This is a genomic window from Amylolactobacillus amylophilus DSM 20533 = JCM 1125 (genome assembly GCF_001936335.1).
Taxonomy (GTDB): domain Bacteria; phylum Bacillota; class Bacilli; order Lactobacillales; family Lactobacillaceae; genus Amylolactobacillus; species Amylolactobacillus amylophilus.
Window position 1 is genome coordinate 52,656 of sequence record NZ_CP018888.1, and the last position, 17,130, is coordinate 69,785.

The 17,130-nt window shown below is 45.0% G+C and carries 14 protein-coding genes; all 14 read right to left on the reverse strand.

All coding sequences use genetic code 11. The features are described 5' to 3' along the window. Positions 1 to 44 precede the first annotated feature (44 nt). The 14 genes from dnaJ to LA20533_RS00385 all read right to left on the reverse strand — a co-directional run bounded on the left by dnaJ (position 45) and on the right by LA20533_RS00385 (position 17,127). A complete protein-coding gene (dnaJ, locus tag LA20533_RS00320; protein ID WP_056946225.1) occupies positions 45 to 1,181 on the reverse strand; it encodes a molecular chaperone DnaJ in 1,137 nt (378 codons plus the stop codon). A gap of 54 nt (positions 1,182 to 1,235) precedes the next feature. Continuing rightward, positions 1,236 to 3,077: a molecular chaperone DnaK gene (dnaK, locus tag LA20533_RS00325; protein ID WP_056946228.1), complete on the reverse strand. Its 1,842-nt coding sequence runs from the start codon at positions 3,075 to 3,077 to the stop codon at positions 1,236 to 1,238. A 73-nt stretch (positions 3,078 to 3,150) separates the two neighbouring features. Beyond that, positions 3,151 to 3,786 carry a nucleotide exchange factor GrpE gene (gene grpE / locus LA20533_RS00330; RefSeq protein WP_056946236.1) on the reverse strand — a complete coding sequence of 212 codons (636 nt, stop codon included), beginning with the start codon at positions 3,784 to 3,786 and terminating at the stop codon, positions 3,151 to 3,153. Positions 3,787 to 3,801: 15 nt separating this feature from the next. Further along, positions 3,802 to 4,863 (reverse strand): heat-inducible transcriptional repressor HrcA, encoded by a 1,062-nt coding sequence (hrcA, locus tag LA20533_RS00335; RefSeq protein WP_054744967.1) that lies wholly within the window; start codon positions 4,861 to 4,863, stop codon positions 3,802 to 3,804. A 90-nt stretch (positions 4,864 to 4,953) separates the two neighbouring features. Continuing rightward, the gene (gene ribF, locus LA20533_RS00340; RefSeq protein WP_056946241.1) at positions 4,954 to 5,889 is read right to left on the reverse strand and encodes a riboflavin biosynthesis protein RibF; all 936 of its coding nucleotides are present in this window, start codon (positions 5,887 to 5,889) and stop codon (positions 4,954 to 4,956) included. 25 nt (positions 5,890 to 5,914) lie between these two features. Continuing rightward, entirely contained in the window at positions 5,915 to 6,823 is a 909-nt protein-coding gene (truB, locus tag LA20533_RS00345; RefSeq protein WP_056946248.1) for a tRNA pseudouridine(55) synthase TruB, read from the reverse strand. 36 nt (positions 6,824 to 6,859) lie between these two features. Continuing rightward, on the reverse strand, positions 6,860 to 7,207 hold the full coding sequence (rbfA, locus tag LA20533_RS00350) for a 30S ribosome-binding factor RbfA (RefSeq protein WP_054744965.1): 348 nt from the start codon (positions 7,205 to 7,207) through the stop codon (positions 6,860 to 6,862). A gap of 12 nt (positions 7,208 to 7,219) precedes the next feature. Continuing rightward, positions 7,220 to 9,841: a translation initiation factor IF-2 gene (gene infB / locus LA20533_RS00355; protein WP_056946250.1), complete on the reverse strand. Its 2,622-nt coding sequence runs from the start codon at positions 9,839 to 9,841 to the stop codon at positions 7,220 to 7,222. Then, complete coding sequence (locus tag LA20533_RS00360) at positions 9,842 to 10,156, reverse strand: ribosomal L7Ae/L30e/S12e/Gadd45 family protein (RefSeq protein ID WP_054745300.1); 315 nt, start codon at positions 10,154 to 10,156, stop codon at positions 9,842 to 9,844. Positions 10,157 to 10,159: 3 nt separating this feature from the next. Continuing rightward, a complete protein-coding gene (gene rnpM, locus LA20533_RS00365) occupies positions 10,160 to 10,456 on the reverse strand; it encodes an RNase P modulator RnpM (RefSeq protein ID WP_054745298.1) in 297 nt (98 codons plus the stop codon). 9 nt (positions 10,457 to 10,465) lie between these two features. Further along, positions 10,466 to 11,632, reverse strand: a complete 1,167-nt coding sequence (gene nusA, locus LA20533_RS00370) for a transcription termination factor NusA (protein WP_054744963.1) — start codon at positions 11,630 to 11,632, stop codon at positions 10,466 to 10,468. A gap of 13 nt (positions 11,633 to 11,645) precedes the next feature. Then, on the reverse strand, positions 11,646 to 12,119 hold the full coding sequence (gene rimP / locus LA20533_RS00375; protein WP_056946252.1) for a ribosome maturation factor RimP: 474 nt from the start codon (positions 12,117 to 12,119) through the stop codon (positions 11,646 to 11,648). A gap of 142 nt (positions 12,120 to 12,261) precedes the next feature. Continuing rightward, entirely contained in the window at positions 12,262 to 12,663 is a 402-nt protein-coding gene (locus tag LA20533_RS00380; RefSeq protein ID WP_056946253.1) for a hypothetical protein, read from the reverse strand. A 156-nt stretch (positions 12,664 to 12,819) separates the two neighbouring features. Next, positions 12,820 to 17,127, reverse strand: coding sequence for a PolC-type DNA polymerase III (locus LA20533_RS00385; protein ID WP_056946254.1), 4,308 nt, complete (start codon positions 17,125 to 17,127; stop codon positions 12,820 to 12,822). Positions 17,128 to 17,130 lie beyond the last annotated feature (3 nt).

The window sequence follows — 17,130 nt, forward strand, 5'->3', positions numbered from 1 at the left end:
GCAAAAAAAGATGAGGTTTTCTCCCTCATCTTCTAAAAAGCTTATTATTTCAGTTTATCCTTCATCTTTTCGAAGAAATTCTTTTCTTGTGGTTCTACTGATTCACCACTAGCCTTGATATATTGCATCAACGCATCTTTTTGTGCTTTATTCAGCTTATTTGGAATTGCCACCTTAATTGTGACTTCCTGATCACCAGTTCCGTTGCCACGCAAGTAAGGTACACCCTTACCACGTAACTTGAACTTCGTTCCAGGCTGAGTACCTGCTGGAACGCGGAGTTCTATCTTACCATGGACGGTGTTCACCTCAATCTCATCACCAAGTGTCGCCTGGGCGAATGAGATATTTTGTGTGCTGTAGATTGTGTTGCCGTTCCGTTCGAATTCCTTACTTGGTTTCACGCGGAAGACGATGTAGAGGTCACCGTATGGACCACCGTTTTGTCCAGCCTCACCCTGGCCACTCAAACGAATTTGCTGACCATTGTCGATTCCGGCTGGCACCTTAACTTCAATCGTGTGCTTCTCATCTGTGACGCCACGGCCTGCACAGGTATGGCAAGGTGTTGGTATAAGCACGCCACGACCATTACATTGGTCACAAGTAACTTGTTGTCTGATTACACCAAGCATTGACTGACGCTCCACTGTCATGTAGCCCGATCCTTGACACTTAGGACACGTCTGCACAGAGGTTCCTGGTTCTGCACCGTTACCACCACAGGTGTGACAAGTTTCAGAACGTGTATAGGTAATATTGGTTTTCTTACCAAAAATCGCCTCTTTAAAAGCAACCGTCATGGTGTAATCGAGGTCCGAACCACGTGTTGGTGCGGTAGGATCAACGCGTTGCCGTGCTTGACCACCACCAAAGAATTGGCTAAAGATATCACCGACATCATCGAAGCCGCCACCAAATCCTTGGCCGCCGAAACCACCCTGGCCATAACTACCATCGACTCCTGCCTGACCATATTGGTCGTAAGCAGCACGTTTCTGGTCGTCACTCAGGACCTCGTAAGCCTCATTGACTTCCTTAAACTTTTCTTCGGCATCAGGTGCCTTATTAATATCTGGGTGGTACTTCTTCGATAGTTTGCGGTACGCTTTTTTAATCTCATCAGCACTCGCATCACGACTAAGACCTAGCACCTCATAATAGTCTCTCTTATCTGCCATTAAAATTCCTCTTTCAAAAAATCAAAGAACAAGACGTCCTTTGATTAATTTGATTTATTTTTTATCTGGGTCTACTTCCTTGAAGTCACCATCGACAGTATTATCGTCCTTTTGACCGCCATCGGTTGAGTCTGCTCCAGGTTGTGCCCCTGATTGCTCACTTTGAGCCTGTTGATAGAGTTTCACAGTTAAGTCTTGCACAATTTTGTTCAAATCGTCTTTCTTAGCCTTCATCTCTTCTAGGTTGTTATCTTCTTGAGCCTTCTTCAAAGCATCTTTAGCATCAGTTGCCTTCTTTATCTCGTCGTCTGATACCTTACCTTTGAGCTCTTCAAGTGTCTTGTCAGTTTGGAAGAGGATTTGCTCGACTTCATTTCTGAGATCAACCTCTTCTTTTTTCTTGTTATCTTCCTCAGCGTGCTCTTCGGCTTCCTTCTTCATCTTTTCGATTTCTTCGTCTGAAAGACCTGATGAACTTTGGATGGTAATCTTTTGTTCCTTCTTAGTACCAAGGTCCTTAGCTGAAACGTTGACGATACCGTTTTTGTCGATGTCGAACTTAACTTCGATTTGTGGTACGCCACGTGGAGCAGCAGGAATATCAGTTAATTGGAAACGACCAAGTGTCTTGTTGTCGGCAGCCATTGGACGTTCACCTTGCAAGACATGAACATCAACAGCTGGTTGATTGTCAGCGGCGGTTGAGAACACCTGGGACTTACTGGTTGGAATAGTCGTGTTCCGGTCGATTAGCTTGGTGAATACACCACCCATCGTCTCGATACCAAGTGATAATGGGGTGACATCAAGCAACACGATATCCTTCACGTCTCCGGAAATTACACCACCCTGAATGGCTGCACCAAGTGCAACGGCTTCATCTGGGTTAATTGAATGGTCTGGATCTTTGCCAGTCCAGTTCTTGACTGCTTCTTGAACAGCGGGAATTCGCGTTGAACCACCGTTTAGGATTACTTTATCAATATCGGAATTTGATAGACCAGCATCCTTCATGGCGTTATCAAGTGCTACTTTAGTCTTTTCAACCAGATCATGGGTTAATTCATCGAATTTAGCACGTGTAAGAGTAGTCTCTAGGTGCAATGGGCCGCTCTCACCTGCAGAGATAAACGGCAAGCTGATCTGAGTGCTAGTAACCCCTGAGAGATCCTTCTTAGCCTTTTCAGCAGCATCCTTCAGTCTTTGTAAGGCCATCTTATCCTTCGAGAGGTCGATACCATGTTCATTCTTGAATTCAGAAACAAGGTAGTCAATTATTTTTTGGTCAAAGTCGTCACCACCAAGATGAGTATCACCATTAGTCGAAAGGACTTGGAAGACACCATCACCGAGCTCTAGGACGGACACATCAAACGTACCACCACCTAAGTCATATACCAGAATCTTCTCGTCGGCATCGTCTTTGTCTAAGCCATATGCTAGCGAAGAAGCAGTTGGTTCGTTGATAATTCTCTTAACGTCTAATCCGGCAATCTTACCAGCATCTTTGGTCGCCTGTCTTTGTGAATCGTTGAAGTAGGCAGGAACGGTGATAACAGCTTCTGTCACGGGTTCGCCCAAGTAATCCTCAGCGAATTTCTTAATGTATTGCAAAATCATTGCGGAGATTTCTTGTGGTGTGTAGTCCTTGCCATCAACACTAACTTTGTATCCCGGTTCACCCATGTGGCTCTTGATTGAGATAACTGTATTTGGGTTCGTGACGGCTTGGCGCTTTGCAACCTCACCAACCTGAATTTCGCCATCCTTGAATGAAACAACAGATGGGGTAGTTCTGTTACCTTCAGGGTTTGTGATAATTTTTGGTTCTGATCCTTCTAAGACAGCAACGGCTGAGTTAGTAGTACCTAAGTCAATACCAATTACTTTTGACATTTAAAAAATACTTCCTTTCGATTCTTTTTTTTTTAATTTGATGAACAAACTTAAGTGAAACTAAGAGATGTGCTTATTGGGCGACCACGACCATGGCCGGACGAATAACCCTGTCCTTAAACTTGTAGCCCTTTTGTAGGATTGAGACTACCTGGTCCGCTTCATGATCGGCGTCCTTTGGGACGGTCTGAACCGCTTGGTGAATACTTGGATCAAACTTGACTGAATCATCTGCGATTTCGGTTACACCCTCTTCTGTGAGTGCGGCCAACAGATTATCGAGCGTCATTTGAACACCCTTCTTAAATTGCTTGCTGGCCTCATCGTCCACTTTGATATCGAGAGCTCGCTCTAAGTTATCAACGGCAGGCAAAACTTTTTTGGCTAAATCACTACCAGCATATTTTAGCATACTAGCAGTCTCCTTTTTCTGCCTGGACTGCATGTTTTGCATCTCGGCCTGGGCGCGTAGTAGCTTGTCATCAAAGTCGGCTAATTCAGTCTTCAATGACTCAATTTCCTTGGTCAAAGAAGCCACTCTATCATCCTGCTCCGTTGACTCCTGCTTCTTAGACTTCTTTTTTGGTTTCTGTTCTAGCTGATCCTCGTTATTAGCGCCCTGCGGCTTTTGCTCAGCTTGTGTCGGCGTTTTTGTTTTGGTTGAATCTAAATCCTTCTCAGATGGAAATTCATCTTTCGTATGCTCCAAAGCGATCCTCCTTAGTTATTGGAAATTTCCATAATAATCTAGTAATTTCTTAGCTAGCTCGTTTCTAAAGTACTCCATCAGACTAATCATCTGTGAATACGGCATGTTTGAGGGCCCTAGTAAAGCGATAATGCCGCTACCGTGATCCCCTACCGAGTAATTAGCGGTCAACAGACTATAATCTTTCAGCAGATCTCCCGGCAATTCATTGCCAAGCTTGACCCGAACCGGAAAATCTAGGCCAACCTGCACATCATCCAGATCATCCATTGTAAGCAAATCGGTCAGATAACTCTCATGATCAAGCATCTGGTACAAAGACTTTAGTTGATCAACATTACTGGCATTGTAATTATTCAACAAATTAATCTGACCATTGACATAGAGTTGTTCAGACGCGGCGTCCTTAAACACATCGGATAGCAGGTCAATAATTTGAGCCGCAGCAGAATTACTACCATCAATTGTCCCAACCAACTCTTCGATGCTCATCTGGTTGATTGCTAAGACACTCTTACCAACCAACTTATCGTTGATAATTCTGACCCCCTTCTCAATCTCATCGCCACTGACACTACGATGAATATTGTATACGCGGCTTCTAACACTACCGTCAGACGTTACCAGAATTGCCATAATTTGATGATTGGGTAACGGCACTATGCGAAAGCCTGTGACGGTTACATTATTTAGCTCAGGACCAGCAGCAAACGCAGTATAGCTAGTCAAGTCCGATAGAATCTTAGCAGCTTCCTCTACAATCTCATTCACTTGGTGAAATGGTCGATCAAGGTTTGACAGAACCTTCTGATAAACCTGATTAGGAATGCTAATGGGTTCTACCAGATAATCCAGGTAGAAACGGTAGCCAGCGCTCGACGGAATTCGTCCCGATGAAGAATGCGTCTTCTCAATCAGGCCGAGCTCCTCTAACGTAGCCATTTCGTTTCTGATGGTTGCGGACGAAACTTTAATCGGCAATTGCTCCATTAAAGTCTTCGATCCAACGGGCTCATGATCATTAGTGAAATTCTTGATGATCATCTTCAAGATAAGCTCCTGTCGCTTTGTTAACATCCAGTCACCTCTTTATTAGCACTTAACTATTCAGAGTGCTAACTATTAGAATATAACAACTATCAAAAAGATTGTCAAATAAAAAAGAGCTTAAATATTGTTAAAGTAAGCTCTTGTTGCTTGTTCATCTTTCTTTAGCTGCTCTTTCAATCCAGCAAGCCCGGCCAACTTCTTCTCCCCGCGGAGAAATTTATACCACGCGACCGTGATTGTCTCGCCATAAATATCTTCATCGAAGTCGAAGATATTCGTTTCGATGAAGATCTGCTGCGTATCGTTGAATGTGATGTTATAGCCGATACTGGTCATTGCTTCGTGCCATTGCCCGTGAACCAACAACTTAGTCGCATAGACGCCGATACCCGGGATTAGCTTATGCTCCGGCAATGCAAGATTTGCGGTCCGAAAACCGATTGTACGCCCACGTTGCTTACCGGTAACCACCTTGCCAGTAATTGAGTAAGGATAACCAAGAAGTTGATTAGCCTCCGTCACATCACCATTTAACAAATCCTGCCGAATTATTGTCGAGCCAATTTTTCGCCCTGCAAAAACCTGCTCCGGTAACTCGACAATATCAAACCGGCCGTGACTAAATTCAGGCAGATGACGCATATTGGCAATATTCTTGTCACCGTAGGTGTAATCAAAGCCAGCCACCACAACGGCGGCATTCAAGCCCAAGATTACCTGATCAACGAAATCCTGTGGCGCCAAATGCGCCAGCTGCTCGTTAAACTTGAAGACCGCCAGATAATCTACGCCCAGTTTGGCCATTACAGCAGCTTTCTCCGGGATGGTGGTGAGGTAGGCGAAGTTGGTCTCATGAGCGTACACCACACGCGGATGCTTATCAAAGGTCATCACCATTAACGGCAGATTCCTTGACTTGGCCTCCTTCAGACCTGCGGCAATTAAACGCTGATGACCAAGGTGAACACCATCAAAAAAGCCGAGAACGAGCACGACTTGCTTGGTTGTGATTAAATTTTTTGCAAACGGAAATTCAACATCAATTACCTTCATTAAATCAGTTCCTTAACACATTTATTTAGTCATTCTGGAGCAACATTAAACCGGGAACATACAGGTCGGTCCTGCCCGCCATTCGCTTGTAGATTGCCTTAATCTTGCCGCCGAAAACGAGTGCAATCTCCTGTTCGTCCGCACTAATATCCTGCAGCTGTAATACCGCGCCATTCTGCACTTTTTGCCACTGTCCTTTTGACAGCTCGACCTTCACTAGATCCGTAAACAAAGCATCAAGTGGGAGTAGAAATTGTGCGGGATTTGCCATATTTTGCTCAACGTCTTCTATTGTAACAGTTTGCGTCAAGTCAAAACCAGCACTTTTTGTCCGCACAAGCTTAGTCATGACCGCAGGTAAGTTGAGTTCTGTCCCGACCTGTTCCACTAAGGTTCTGACGTACGTTCCCTTTGAACAGGTCACACCGAAACTGAAGTCTTCCACATGACTAGTTTCATCAAAAAGTGGCTCGCCGGTCAGAACGAATTCCTCCACATTAACCGTGCGGGCGGGGACTTCAACGGTTTCACCAGCCCGCGCATACTCATATAGCTTTCGACCATTGACCTTCACGGCGGAATATAGCGGTGGCACCTGTTGAACCGCACCCGTGAGACTCTCGAGCGCAGTCGCCAATTGGTCGTATGTTACTGGTCGTTCCACCTGTTGTTTCGCAATGACTCTTCCCGAGAGATCGCCAGTGTCAGTCTGCAGGCCCAATCGGCCTGTACCGTGATACTGCTTCGAACGCTCATGTAAGCGATCAATTAACTTCGTCGCCTGGCCAACCGCAATTGGCAAAACGCCGCTGACCGCTGGATCTAGCGTGCCAGCGTGACCGATTTTTTTAAGATGCAGGATTTTACGTAGCTTATAAACTACGTCTGCGCTCGTCATCCCAACCGGTTTATTAATTAAAATCAGTCCGTTCATCTTATCCACCTCAATAAAAAAAACGCCCAAGGCGTTTTAGTCTTTATTATTTAAGCCTCTGATTAATTCATCTATTCTGGAGCCATACTCGACCGATTGATCGCGTTTGAAAATTAATTCTGGCACTTTGTAAATTGTTAATCTTTGACCTAATTCGTGACGCATCATACCCTTAGCTTTCTCTAGTCCAGCCTCGACTTCCGCAATACTTGCCGGATCGTCGTTTAGCGTACTGTAGAAGATGGTGGCATACGACAGGTCCTTCGTTACCTCAACAGCGGTAATTGTGACGTCAGCCACCCGCGGGTCACGAATTTTTTTACGTAAAATATCCGTAATTTCGCGCAATGTTTCTTGTTCAACTCTACCTACACGATGTTTCATGGCATTCACCTCTTAGTCTACGGGAACTTCTTCCATTACATAAGCTTCGATTTCGTCGTCAACCTTGATATCGTTGTAGTTTTCAATCATGAGTCCACAATCAAAGCCAGAGCGAACTTCCTTCACGTCGTCCTTGAATCTCTTCAATGAACTGAGCTTGCCCTCATAGATGACGATGCCGTCACGAATCAGACGGACACCACTATCTCTTTGAATATAACCGTTTGTGACAAGTGCTCCAGCAATAGTACCCAGTTTCGTCACGTGGAATGTCTCACGGACAATCAAGTTACCAGTAACTTTCTCTTCAAAAGTTGGCTCGAGCATGCCCTTCATGGCTGCTTCGATTTCATCGATTGCCTTATAGATCACGTTATGCAGTCTGATATCAACCTTTTCCTCATCCGCTTGTTGCTTTGCCTGTGGAGTTGGTCGCACGTTGAAACCAATAATAACGGCATTACTTGCGCTTGCCAGGGTAACATCACTCTCGTTGATTGCACCAACTGCAGAGTGGATGATGTTCACTTTGACACCCTCGACGTCAATCTTCTGCAGTGAACCTGAGATTGCCTCGGCACTACCTTGCACGTCAGCCTTAATAATCACATCAACTTGTTTAAGGTCTCCTTGCTTCATTGTATCAAACAAGTTGTCGAGTGTAACGTGATGTACATTATTCCGTTCTTTAATGAGCGCCTTCTTGGCCCGTTCTTCACCAGCTGCCCGAGCAGTCTTCTCATCATCGAAGACCACGAACTTATCGGCAGCTTCCGGTACATTGTTCAGACCAGTAATCTCCACGGGCTCTGATGGCAGCGCCGTTTTGACACGTCGACCACGATCATTCGTCATGACCCGGACACGACCGAATGTGTTACCAACGACGATGGGGTCACCGATATGGAGCGTTCCTTGTTGCACAAGCAGCGAGGTCACAGGACCTTTACCCTTATCTAGTCGGGCTTCGATAACTGTACCAATGGCCTTTTGGTTAGGATTAGCCTTTAGCTCCATCACATCGGCCTGTAACAGGATCATTTGGAGGAGCTCATCAATGTTTAGACCCTGCTTAGCAGAAATCTTCACGAAGATGGTCTCGCCACCCCACTCTTCAGGAACCAAACCGTATTCCATCAATTGTTCCATGACGTGATTTGGATTGGCATCAGGCTTGTCAATCTTGTTCACAGCAACGATGATTGGTGCACCTGCAGCCTTCGCGTGGTTAATGGCTTCGATAGTTTGTGGCATCACACCATCGTCAGCAGCAACCACCAAGACGATAATGTCGGTAATGTCGGCACCACGAGCTCGCATATTGGTAAATGCGGCGTGTCCTGGCGTATCCAGGAAAGTAATCAATCTGTTATCAAGCTTAACTTGGTAAGCACCAATGTGTTGCGTAATTCCACCGGCTTCACCAGAAGTTACGTGAGAGTTTCTTAATTGGTCAAGTAACGTGGTTTTACCGTGGTCAACGTGCCCCATGATGGTCACGACTGGTGGTCTGTTTTCTTGGTGTTCAGTATTTGCTAATTCTTCTTCGAAAAGTGTGTCGATATCAGAGATATCTTCGGTCACTTTCTCTTCAGATTTGATGCCATAATCTTCAGCAAGTAATTCGATGGTATCTTTGTCCAATGATTGGTTTTGGTTAATCATAACGCCGAGCATGAATAATTTCTTCACGATCTCAGCAGGCTCACGGTGAATCAACTTAGCAATATCTTGGGCGTTCATACCCTCCTCGAAAACTAAGACTTCTGGTAGTGGCCGATCTTTACGTTGTGGTAGATCCTTCTTCACAACAGGAACTTCTTGTCTGCGTTTGTTCTTCTTTCTGGACCAGTCATTACGACGAAAAGCAGGCTTATTCTGATTTCTGAAGGTTTTCTTGCGTCCCTCTCCCTCAGACTTCTTCACCTCGACAGGTGGAATTGGAGTGATAGGAGTTGGATTTGGCTTTACTGGGCGAGCAGGGCGATTATTATTTGACCTGGCCTGATTTGTATTCGGACGAGCAGTTGGTTTCTTCTCTGCAGGCTTTCTTGTTTGCTGCTGACTCTGATTACGACGCAGCTCTTCTTCACGCCGTAACGCACTTTGCTGCTCATCTCTTTGATGCTGCTTGTATTGCTCTAGGTGCTTTGTGGCATTATTAGAGCGTACTGGTGCAGCCTGTTGGTTGTTGTTTCTCTGGTTCGTTTGGTTACCACGACCTTGGCCTTGACGATTCTGATTATTTCGTCCCTGACCTTGGTTGTTGCCGCGATTTCGACCTTGGTTATTATTTGACCGGTTATGATTAGCACCACCTTGCGCAGGCTTATTATCGCGGCGTCTCATTGAACTAACGCTGATCTTCACCTTGCCGTCGTCTGCTTTCTTAGGAGTTGAAGCAGGCTTTGCTGTTGATGCTGGCTTCGTTGCTGGCTTTTCAACCGGCTTAGGTGCAGTCTTTTTAGCAGCTGGTTTCTTCCCCAACTTACTCATAATTGTCTTCTCTTGGTCTGTATCTAATGATGACATGTGGCTCTTGACGTCAAATCCCAATGCCTTTGCCTGGTCGACCACGACTTTGTTCTCGACGCCCAATTCTTTAGCTAACTCATATATTCTTACTTTCGTCATCTAATCACACTCCTTGTTTAATTTATCCAGCATTGCACGTGAAAAGCCACGGTCTTGTACAGCAACGACCTTTCGTTTCTTGCCCAGGGCATCGGAGATTTCCTGACTACTGAACGTGCTTACTAGCTGAATTTGGAATTTATCGCTCAAAAACGCGAATTCCTTAATTGTGTTTTCACTTGAATCACTTGCGAGCAAAACGAGGTTGACCGTTTTCCCCTGAATAGCATGCGCCACCATTTCCGTGCCGCTAATTACTTTGCCAGCCTTTTGGGCCAAGCCAAGCAAATTTAGTACCTTTTGTTTGTTGTCTATCAATTAATTTTCACCGAATAATTCTAGTCGGGCCTTCTTGTGGTCGACGTAGTCGAAAAGCTCTTGGTAAAAGTCTGGACTAACTTTAGTCTTCAAGGCCTTCTCAATAATCTGCTTCTTCTGTGCTTCTTGAATGACTTCCGGTTTGAGTGAGACATATGCACCACGGCCGGGTTTCTTTCCGGTCGGATCAACGCTCAATTCCCCCTCCTTATTCAGGACAATGCGCACCATTTCCTTCTTTGGGAGCATTTCATCAGTCAACAAGTCTTTTCTTAAAGGAATCTTTCTTTGTTTCATTGAAATCACCTACTCTTCCGTAGTTTCTTCCTCATCGGTGCTGGGCTCTTCTGTCAAATCATCTTCAATAACTTCTGAATCCTCAGTAACTGTTGATTCAGGCTCAGCATCATCGTAATCAGCATCGACATCCTCATCAACGAATTCAACTTCTGATTCGGGCTTGATATCAATCTTATAACCAGTGAGGCGGGCGGCAAGTCGGACGTTCTGGCCCTTTTTACCAATAGCTAATGAAAGTTGATAGTCAGGGACAATCACCAGGCAACTCTTGTTCTCCTCATCGAATTGGACGGCAATTACTTCAGCCGGATTCAACGCATTAGCAATGTAATCGGAGGCATCATCCTCGTACTTCACGATGTCAATATTCTCACCGTGTAGCTCTGTCACGATAGTCTGTACCCGTGCACCTTTTGGACCCACACAGGTGCCGACGGGATCGACATCTGGATTGTCAGACCGCACAGCAACCTTGGTCCGGTCTCCGGCTTCTCGCGCGATTGAAACAATCTCAACAGTACCATCATATATTTCGGGAACTTCTTGTTCAAATAAACGCTTTACAAGTTCTGGACTAGTACGTGAGACAGAAATTTTCAAGCCGTGTGAATCACTACCAACTTGCGTGACCAACACCTTAATCCGACTCTGTGGGTTATAGACTTCATTAGGCATCTGATCGTTCTTTCCCATAACAGCTTCGACTTTACCGATATTTACATAAACATAACGGTTGTCCTTGCGGGCAATAGTACCAGACATTAACTCATCTTGATATTGAGCGTATTCATCAAGAATATTTGCTCGTTCAGCTTCACGCATTCTCTGCATAATAACCTGTTTAGCAGTTTGGGCAGCTATCCGGCCGAAGTTAGTTGGTGTAACCTCGAAACGAATTTCATCCCCGACCTCATAGGCGCGGTTGATTGCTAGTGCATCTTTTAGGCTCACTTCTAGGCGGTCATCTTGGACCTCCTCGACAACGGTCTTAACAGCCAGCACCTTGATATTACCCTTTTGCTCGTCGAATTTCACCTCGACGTTTTGCGCCTGCCCGTAGTTCTTCTTGTAGGCGGAGATTAGCGCAGCTTCCAGCGCAGCGATGATAACTTCTTTCTTGATTCCTTTTTCGCGTTCTAGTGAGTCAAACGCCTCTAACATTTCCTTTGACATGTCTTAATCCTTTCTAGAATTCAATCGCAAACCGAATCTTCGCAATATTTTTTCTAGGTATCTTAATTTCCTTAGTACGTGTTTTGATTTTAATTTGCAAAGATATTTCTTCGTCATCATAGGCCAAAAGAGTGCCCTCGAAGACTTTTTGTTGATCCATTTTTTGGTAAAGCCCGACGTGAATATACGAATTTAAGGCCTTTTGCCAGTCCTGCGCAGTCTTGATCGGCCGCTCAATACCAGGAGAAGATACCTCCAGTAAATATGGTACAGGGAACGGGTCGGGATCAAGCTCATCCAGCTTCTCACTGATTAATTCGCTCGCGGCGGCAATTTCCTCAATGTCGATTCCGCCGACCGTATCGATGTAAATCCGTAAGTAAAAAGTAGCTTTCTCCTTCACGTATTCCATATCGACCAGTTCAAGGCCTCTCTCATCAATAATTGGTTGAATAGCCTGTTTAACAACATCTACTACTTCAGTCAAACAATGCTCCTTTCTTGCAATAAAAAGAGTGAGCATTTCTGCTCACTCGAACCTTTTTCACATCTGTTATATAGTAGCATATATCCGCCAGTTGTGCAAGAACTAGGACTAAATCGGGTGTGTCAATTTTTCCAGGGTAGCTCTATTTAGGCTTTTTGCCAGACGTCTTTCCTACAATAGCTATCGTACTGATCAACCAGACTACGATAGTTACAAGTAGAACAAAACCTGCCACAACAGCACCAAAGAAAAGACTGATTAAGATTGCAATCCCGCCGCCAACAAAAATATAACCGGTCAGACGACTCATCACCATCTTTTCTGCATAAACTCCGAAAAAATATGAAGTTGAGTCTGAGATAATTGCCACAAGAAACCACAACAAGTTGAGTTGGATAAACTTGGTGAAGCTATTTTGATTCAGGGAATTCACGGCACGAACCATAATCAAAGAACTTCCTGCAGCACTAGCCATGCCAATTACACTAAATAATACCGCTATAGTAAAAAATCCTTTATTTTTAATCACAAAATCTCGCAGCATAAAGTCACCTTTTTCATTTATTTTCGTATTATTTTAATGATATACTTTTTTTTCAATTGGCTATCATAATTTTGTGGTTTTTAGCCGAAAGCAGAAAAAAGCATAACCGCAGGACCTTTAATCACTGCAACTATGCTTGTTGATGATAAATTTTAGTTAGAATAACGATAATTGGTTCTCTTCAGGTAGGTCTCTGAGAGCCCCACTTTGACTGAGGTATTCGATGATTTTGCCTGAAACCTTCCCCCGCAAAGCTAAGTCCTCTTGTGAGAGGAACGGTTGCTCCTCGCGTGCAGCCACAATTTGTTTGGCTACGTTGTCACCTAACCCAGGTACTGCATTGAAAGGAGCCAGAATTGTGTGCTCATCAAGCATCCTGAAATTCTTCGCGTCAGACTGTTCAATATCAACTGTCTTGATGTTAATTCCGCGCTCCAGACACTCATTAGCAAGCTCCAACACGGTCAGCAAATTTTTCTCTTTAGCACTGGCGTCGTTACCCTTCTCAGTAATCTCCTTGATCGCCGCCTTAACAGAATTCTTACCACGACTCATCGCTGTCAGGTCAAAGTCGTCAGCACGAACACTAAAATACGCCGTATAGTAGATGACTGGGTAGTATACCTTGAACCAAGCAATGCGCAATGCCATTAGAATATACGCTGTTGCGTGCGCCTTTGGGAACATGTACTTAATCTTCAGGCACGAATCAATATACCAGTCAGGAACATTCGGGTTCTCTTGCAGCAGCTCTTGCCACTCTTCCTTAATCCCTTTTCCCTTACGCACACTCTCCATAATTTGGAAAGAAATTTGAGGATCCATATCCCAGTGAATCAGGTCCATCATGATGTTATCACGACACCCAATCACTTCCTTCAGCGTTACCACACCTTTGTTAATCAGTTCCTCAGCGTTACCCAGCCAGACGTCTGTTCCGTGTGAAAGACCCGATATTTGTAACAACTCTGCAAAAGTAGATGGGTGCGTCTCTTCAAGCATTCCACGTACAAATCTAGTACCAAACTCCGGTACTCCTAATGTTCCTGTTTTGGAATAAATCTGCTCCTCTGTCACACCTAGCGACTCCGTGCCGGAGAATAGTTGCATAACTTTTGGATCATCCGTCGGAATTGTCTTTGGATCAACGCCGCTCAAATCCTGCAGCATTCTGATCATCGTTGGGTCATCATGACCCAGAATATCCAGCTTCAAGATATTATCGTGGATGGAGTGGAAATCGAAGTGGGTCGTCTTCCAAGCGGCATTTTGATCATCAGCAGGATATTGAATCGGTGTAAAGTCATAAATATCCAAGTTTTCTGGTACGACGATAATGCCAGCTGGGTGTTGCCCGGTTGTCCGTTTAACCCCCGTCGCCCCCTGAGCCAAACGATCGAGCTCAGCATTTCTCAGTTGCAAGCCTTTTAGTTCCTCATAGTGCTTGACGTAACCAAACGCCGTTTTGTCAGCGACAGTCGCAATTGTGCCCGCCCGAAAGACATGGTCCTCACCGAAAAGTACCTTAGTGTAGCCATGAGCCACGGGTTGATAATCACCTGAGAAATTCAAATCGATATCTGGTACCTTATCACCTTTGAAACCCAGGAAGGTTGCAAATGGGATATCATGCCCATCCTTCACCAACTCGGTACCGCAGTTAGGGCATTTCTTATCCGGTAGGTCAAACCCAGATCCGTATTCACCCTTCTGGAAAAATTCGGAGTAGAAACAGTGTGGACACCGATAGTGTGGTGGCAACGGATTAACCTCCGTAATTCCCGTCATCGTGGCTACCAGACTAGAGCCGACAGACCCACGTGAGCCGACCAAATAGCCATCTTTATTTGATTTATATACGAGCTTTTGCGAAATTAGATAGATTACACTGAAACCGTTCTTGATGATACTGTTCAGCTCGAGCTCTAGCCGGTCTGCAACAATCTTTGGTAGTTCCTCACCGTAAAGTTCGTGTGCCCGATCATAGCTCAACTGTTTAATCTCATCATTAGCGCCCGGCATGTCCGGTGTGTAAAGTTTACTTTTCACGGGTGTAATCTCATCGAATTGCTCCGCCAACTGATTAGGGGTAGTAATCACGACCTGCTTAGCCTTCTCGGCACCGAGGAAGGAGAAGGCAGCGAGCATCTCCTGCGTAGAGCGGAAATGTAAATCGGGTAACTTCTGTCGCCGTAACGGACTGCTTTTGATTGATGCAATCAAAATTTCACGATAAATATGATCTTCCGGATTAAGATAGTGTGCGTCACCAGTCGCAATCACCGGAATATTGAGCTCTTCACCAAGCTTGACAATATTGGCAATAATCTCCTGCAGCTTCTCCTCGTTTTCAATTAGCTGACTGTCGATCAGAGGTTGGTAATTTGCAGGTGGTTGAATCTCGAGATAGTCATAGAATTGCGCCAATCGTTTGGCCTCTTCATAACCCTTTTGCATCATCGCCGTAAATACGGCACCATTTGAACAGGCACTACCAAAGATCAGTCCATCATGGAGTGCAGTTAATTGCGACTTGGTGATTCGTGGTACCCGGTAGAAGTACTCGGTATTGCCCTTCGACACAATTTTGAAAAGATTTTTCAAGCCAGCCTGCGTTGTAGCCATGACAGAGATATGCGTTGGCCGAGCACGCTTATAAGCCTCACCATACTTTGCATAATCATTGAAGTTTTGCAGATTGGTCTCGTTAAAACGCTCCTCAAACAGTTTGACCAGTTTATACATCAAATAACCTGTGGTTTCGGCATCACTATCAGCCCGGTGATGGTGCTCCAACACAATGTTATATTTCTTGGCCAGAGAATCCAGTTTATGATTGGTCTGCTCCGGATTGAGTAGCCGGGAAATCTCCAGCGTATCAAGGACCGGCACGGTAATTTCGGGTAAGTTGGCACGGGTTAGCGCAGCATTAATAAAGCCAATATCGAACTGAACATTATGACCAGCCAATACTGCACCACTCATGAATTCGTTAAACCGCTTGATGACATCTTGCTCATCGTCTGCATTCTGGACCATGTCATCAGTAATGCTCGTCAAATTAATCGTAACTTCACTTAATGAGTGGTGCGGGTTAATGAACTCATCGAATCGCGCGATAACCGTTCCCTCCTTCATGCGCACGGCACCAATCTCGATGATTGTGTCGTAAACCGCAGAGAGCCCGGTTGTTTCCACGTCAAAAATCACGTATTCAGTCGTAGTGACTTCTTGATCAGCCGGATTAACGACCAACCGTGAGTGGTCGTCCACCATGTTGGCCTCTACCCCGTAAAGAATCTTAACACCGTACTTTTGCCCCGCGGCGTGGGCATCCGGAAAGGCCTGGGCACCACCGTGGTCGGTAATTGCCATTGCCTTCTGGCCGAATTTTGCCGCCATTTTGACGAAATCAGCCACGTTGTTCGTAGCATCTAATTGACTCATATTGGAATGGAGGTGAAATTCTACGCGCTTTTCATCACCAGCATACTCTTCGGTCCGACCAACATGTTCGACCAGTTCAATCTGATTCACGTTAAAGACTAGGTCACGCATGTAGGTATCTTCTTGGACATTGCCCTTCAGCTTGGCCCAAGCACCTGATTTAATGCTCTTCAGCGTCTCCACCTCATCGTCGTCCTTTGCAAAGCGCTTGAATGAAAGCGAGTCGGTGTAGTCTGTAATCTCCCCCGTGACAATGTAGCGACCGCTGCGCAGCTGTCTCAGCTCAATCTTGAAGATATTACCCTCAACAACCAGGTTGGACATCTCCTCTTGTATCTCATGCATCTGCGTTACTTTGGCATTCCCAATCTTATTACCAATGACACTGCTTTTTGTGGCCCGAACTTGTCTTTCCTTCTGACTTTCCTGCTCCAACAAAACGCTGCTAATAGCTTGTTCATGTGCAGCGTGCGCCTCTTGTAAGCTCAGCAGGTTTGACTGAAAGGCCGCATCGTCGATGGCCGTCGTCAATTTTTGTTTACCAAAACCATACTGCGCAATTTCAGTGGCAAAATCACTCAGAATCTCCGCAGTAAATAAGCCCTCAACCACGCTGTTGTCTACCTTAATAGCTAACTCATTATTCACATAGTCCGGACTATACTTCTTGATGATTTCCTTTTGCGCCATATTTAATACGGCACTTTGGCCAACAATATAATGCCAATAATTATTCAGCTCTGTGAGGTTGCTACCAACCTCGTTATTCTCCGTCTGAACCACGACACCAGTTTCAACAATGCCGCTGAAATGGTGCTCGATGTCTTTGATTAGCTCGACGAAGCTACTAAATTCTAGTACCTGGTTAAAAAAAAGATGGAAAATCCACTTTCGTTCTTGACTGTAGATGTCCACCTTCTGTATGGCGCCTGAATTAAGTGTAGCTTGGTCGAACCCCTCAGTTGGAAACTTAATCTGTTCCAATAATTTTTGAAAAAGTTCTTGTTCTTTACTCACGAA

Excerpts from the sequence above, each read along its gene's own strand:
- rnpM (WP_054745298.1), bottom strand. The coding sequence starts at position 10,456 with ATGAAACAAAGAAAGATTCCTTTAAGAAAAGACTTGTTGACTGATGAA.
- LA20533_RS00380 (WP_056946253.1), bottom strand. The coding sequence starts at position 12,663 with ATGCTGCGAGATTTTGTGATTAAAAATAAAGGATTTTTTACTATAGCG.
- hrcA (WP_054744967.1), bottom strand. The coding sequence starts at position 4,863 with ATGTTAACAAAGCGACAGGAGCTTATCTTGAAGATGATCATCAAGAAT.
- ribF (WP_056946241.1), bottom strand. The coding sequence starts at position 5,889 with ATGAAGGTAATTGATGTTGAATTTCCGTTTGCAAAAAATTTAATCACA.
- dnaJ (WP_056946225.1), bottom strand. The coding sequence starts at position 1,181 with ATGGCAGATAAGAGAGACTATTATGAGGTGCTAGGTCTTAGTCGTGAT.
- nusA (WP_054744963.1), bottom strand. The coding sequence starts at position 11,632 with ATGTCAAAGGAAATGTTAGAGGCGTTTGACTCACTAGAACGCGAAAAA.
- rbfA (WP_054744965.1), bottom strand. The coding sequence starts at position 7,207 with ATGAAACATCGTGTAGGTAGAGTTGAACAAGAAACATTGCGCGAAATT.
- infB (WP_056946250.1), bottom strand. The coding sequence starts at position 9,841 with ATGACGAAAGTAAGAATATATGAGTTAGCTAAAGAATTGGGCGTCGAG.
- dnaK (WP_056946228.1), bottom strand. The coding sequence starts at position 3,077 with ATGTCAAAAGTAATTGGTATTGACTTAGGTACTACTAACTCAGCCGTT.
- truB (WP_056946248.1), bottom strand. The coding sequence starts at position 6,823 with ATGAACGGACTGATTTTAATTAATAAACCGGTTGGGATGACGAGCGCA.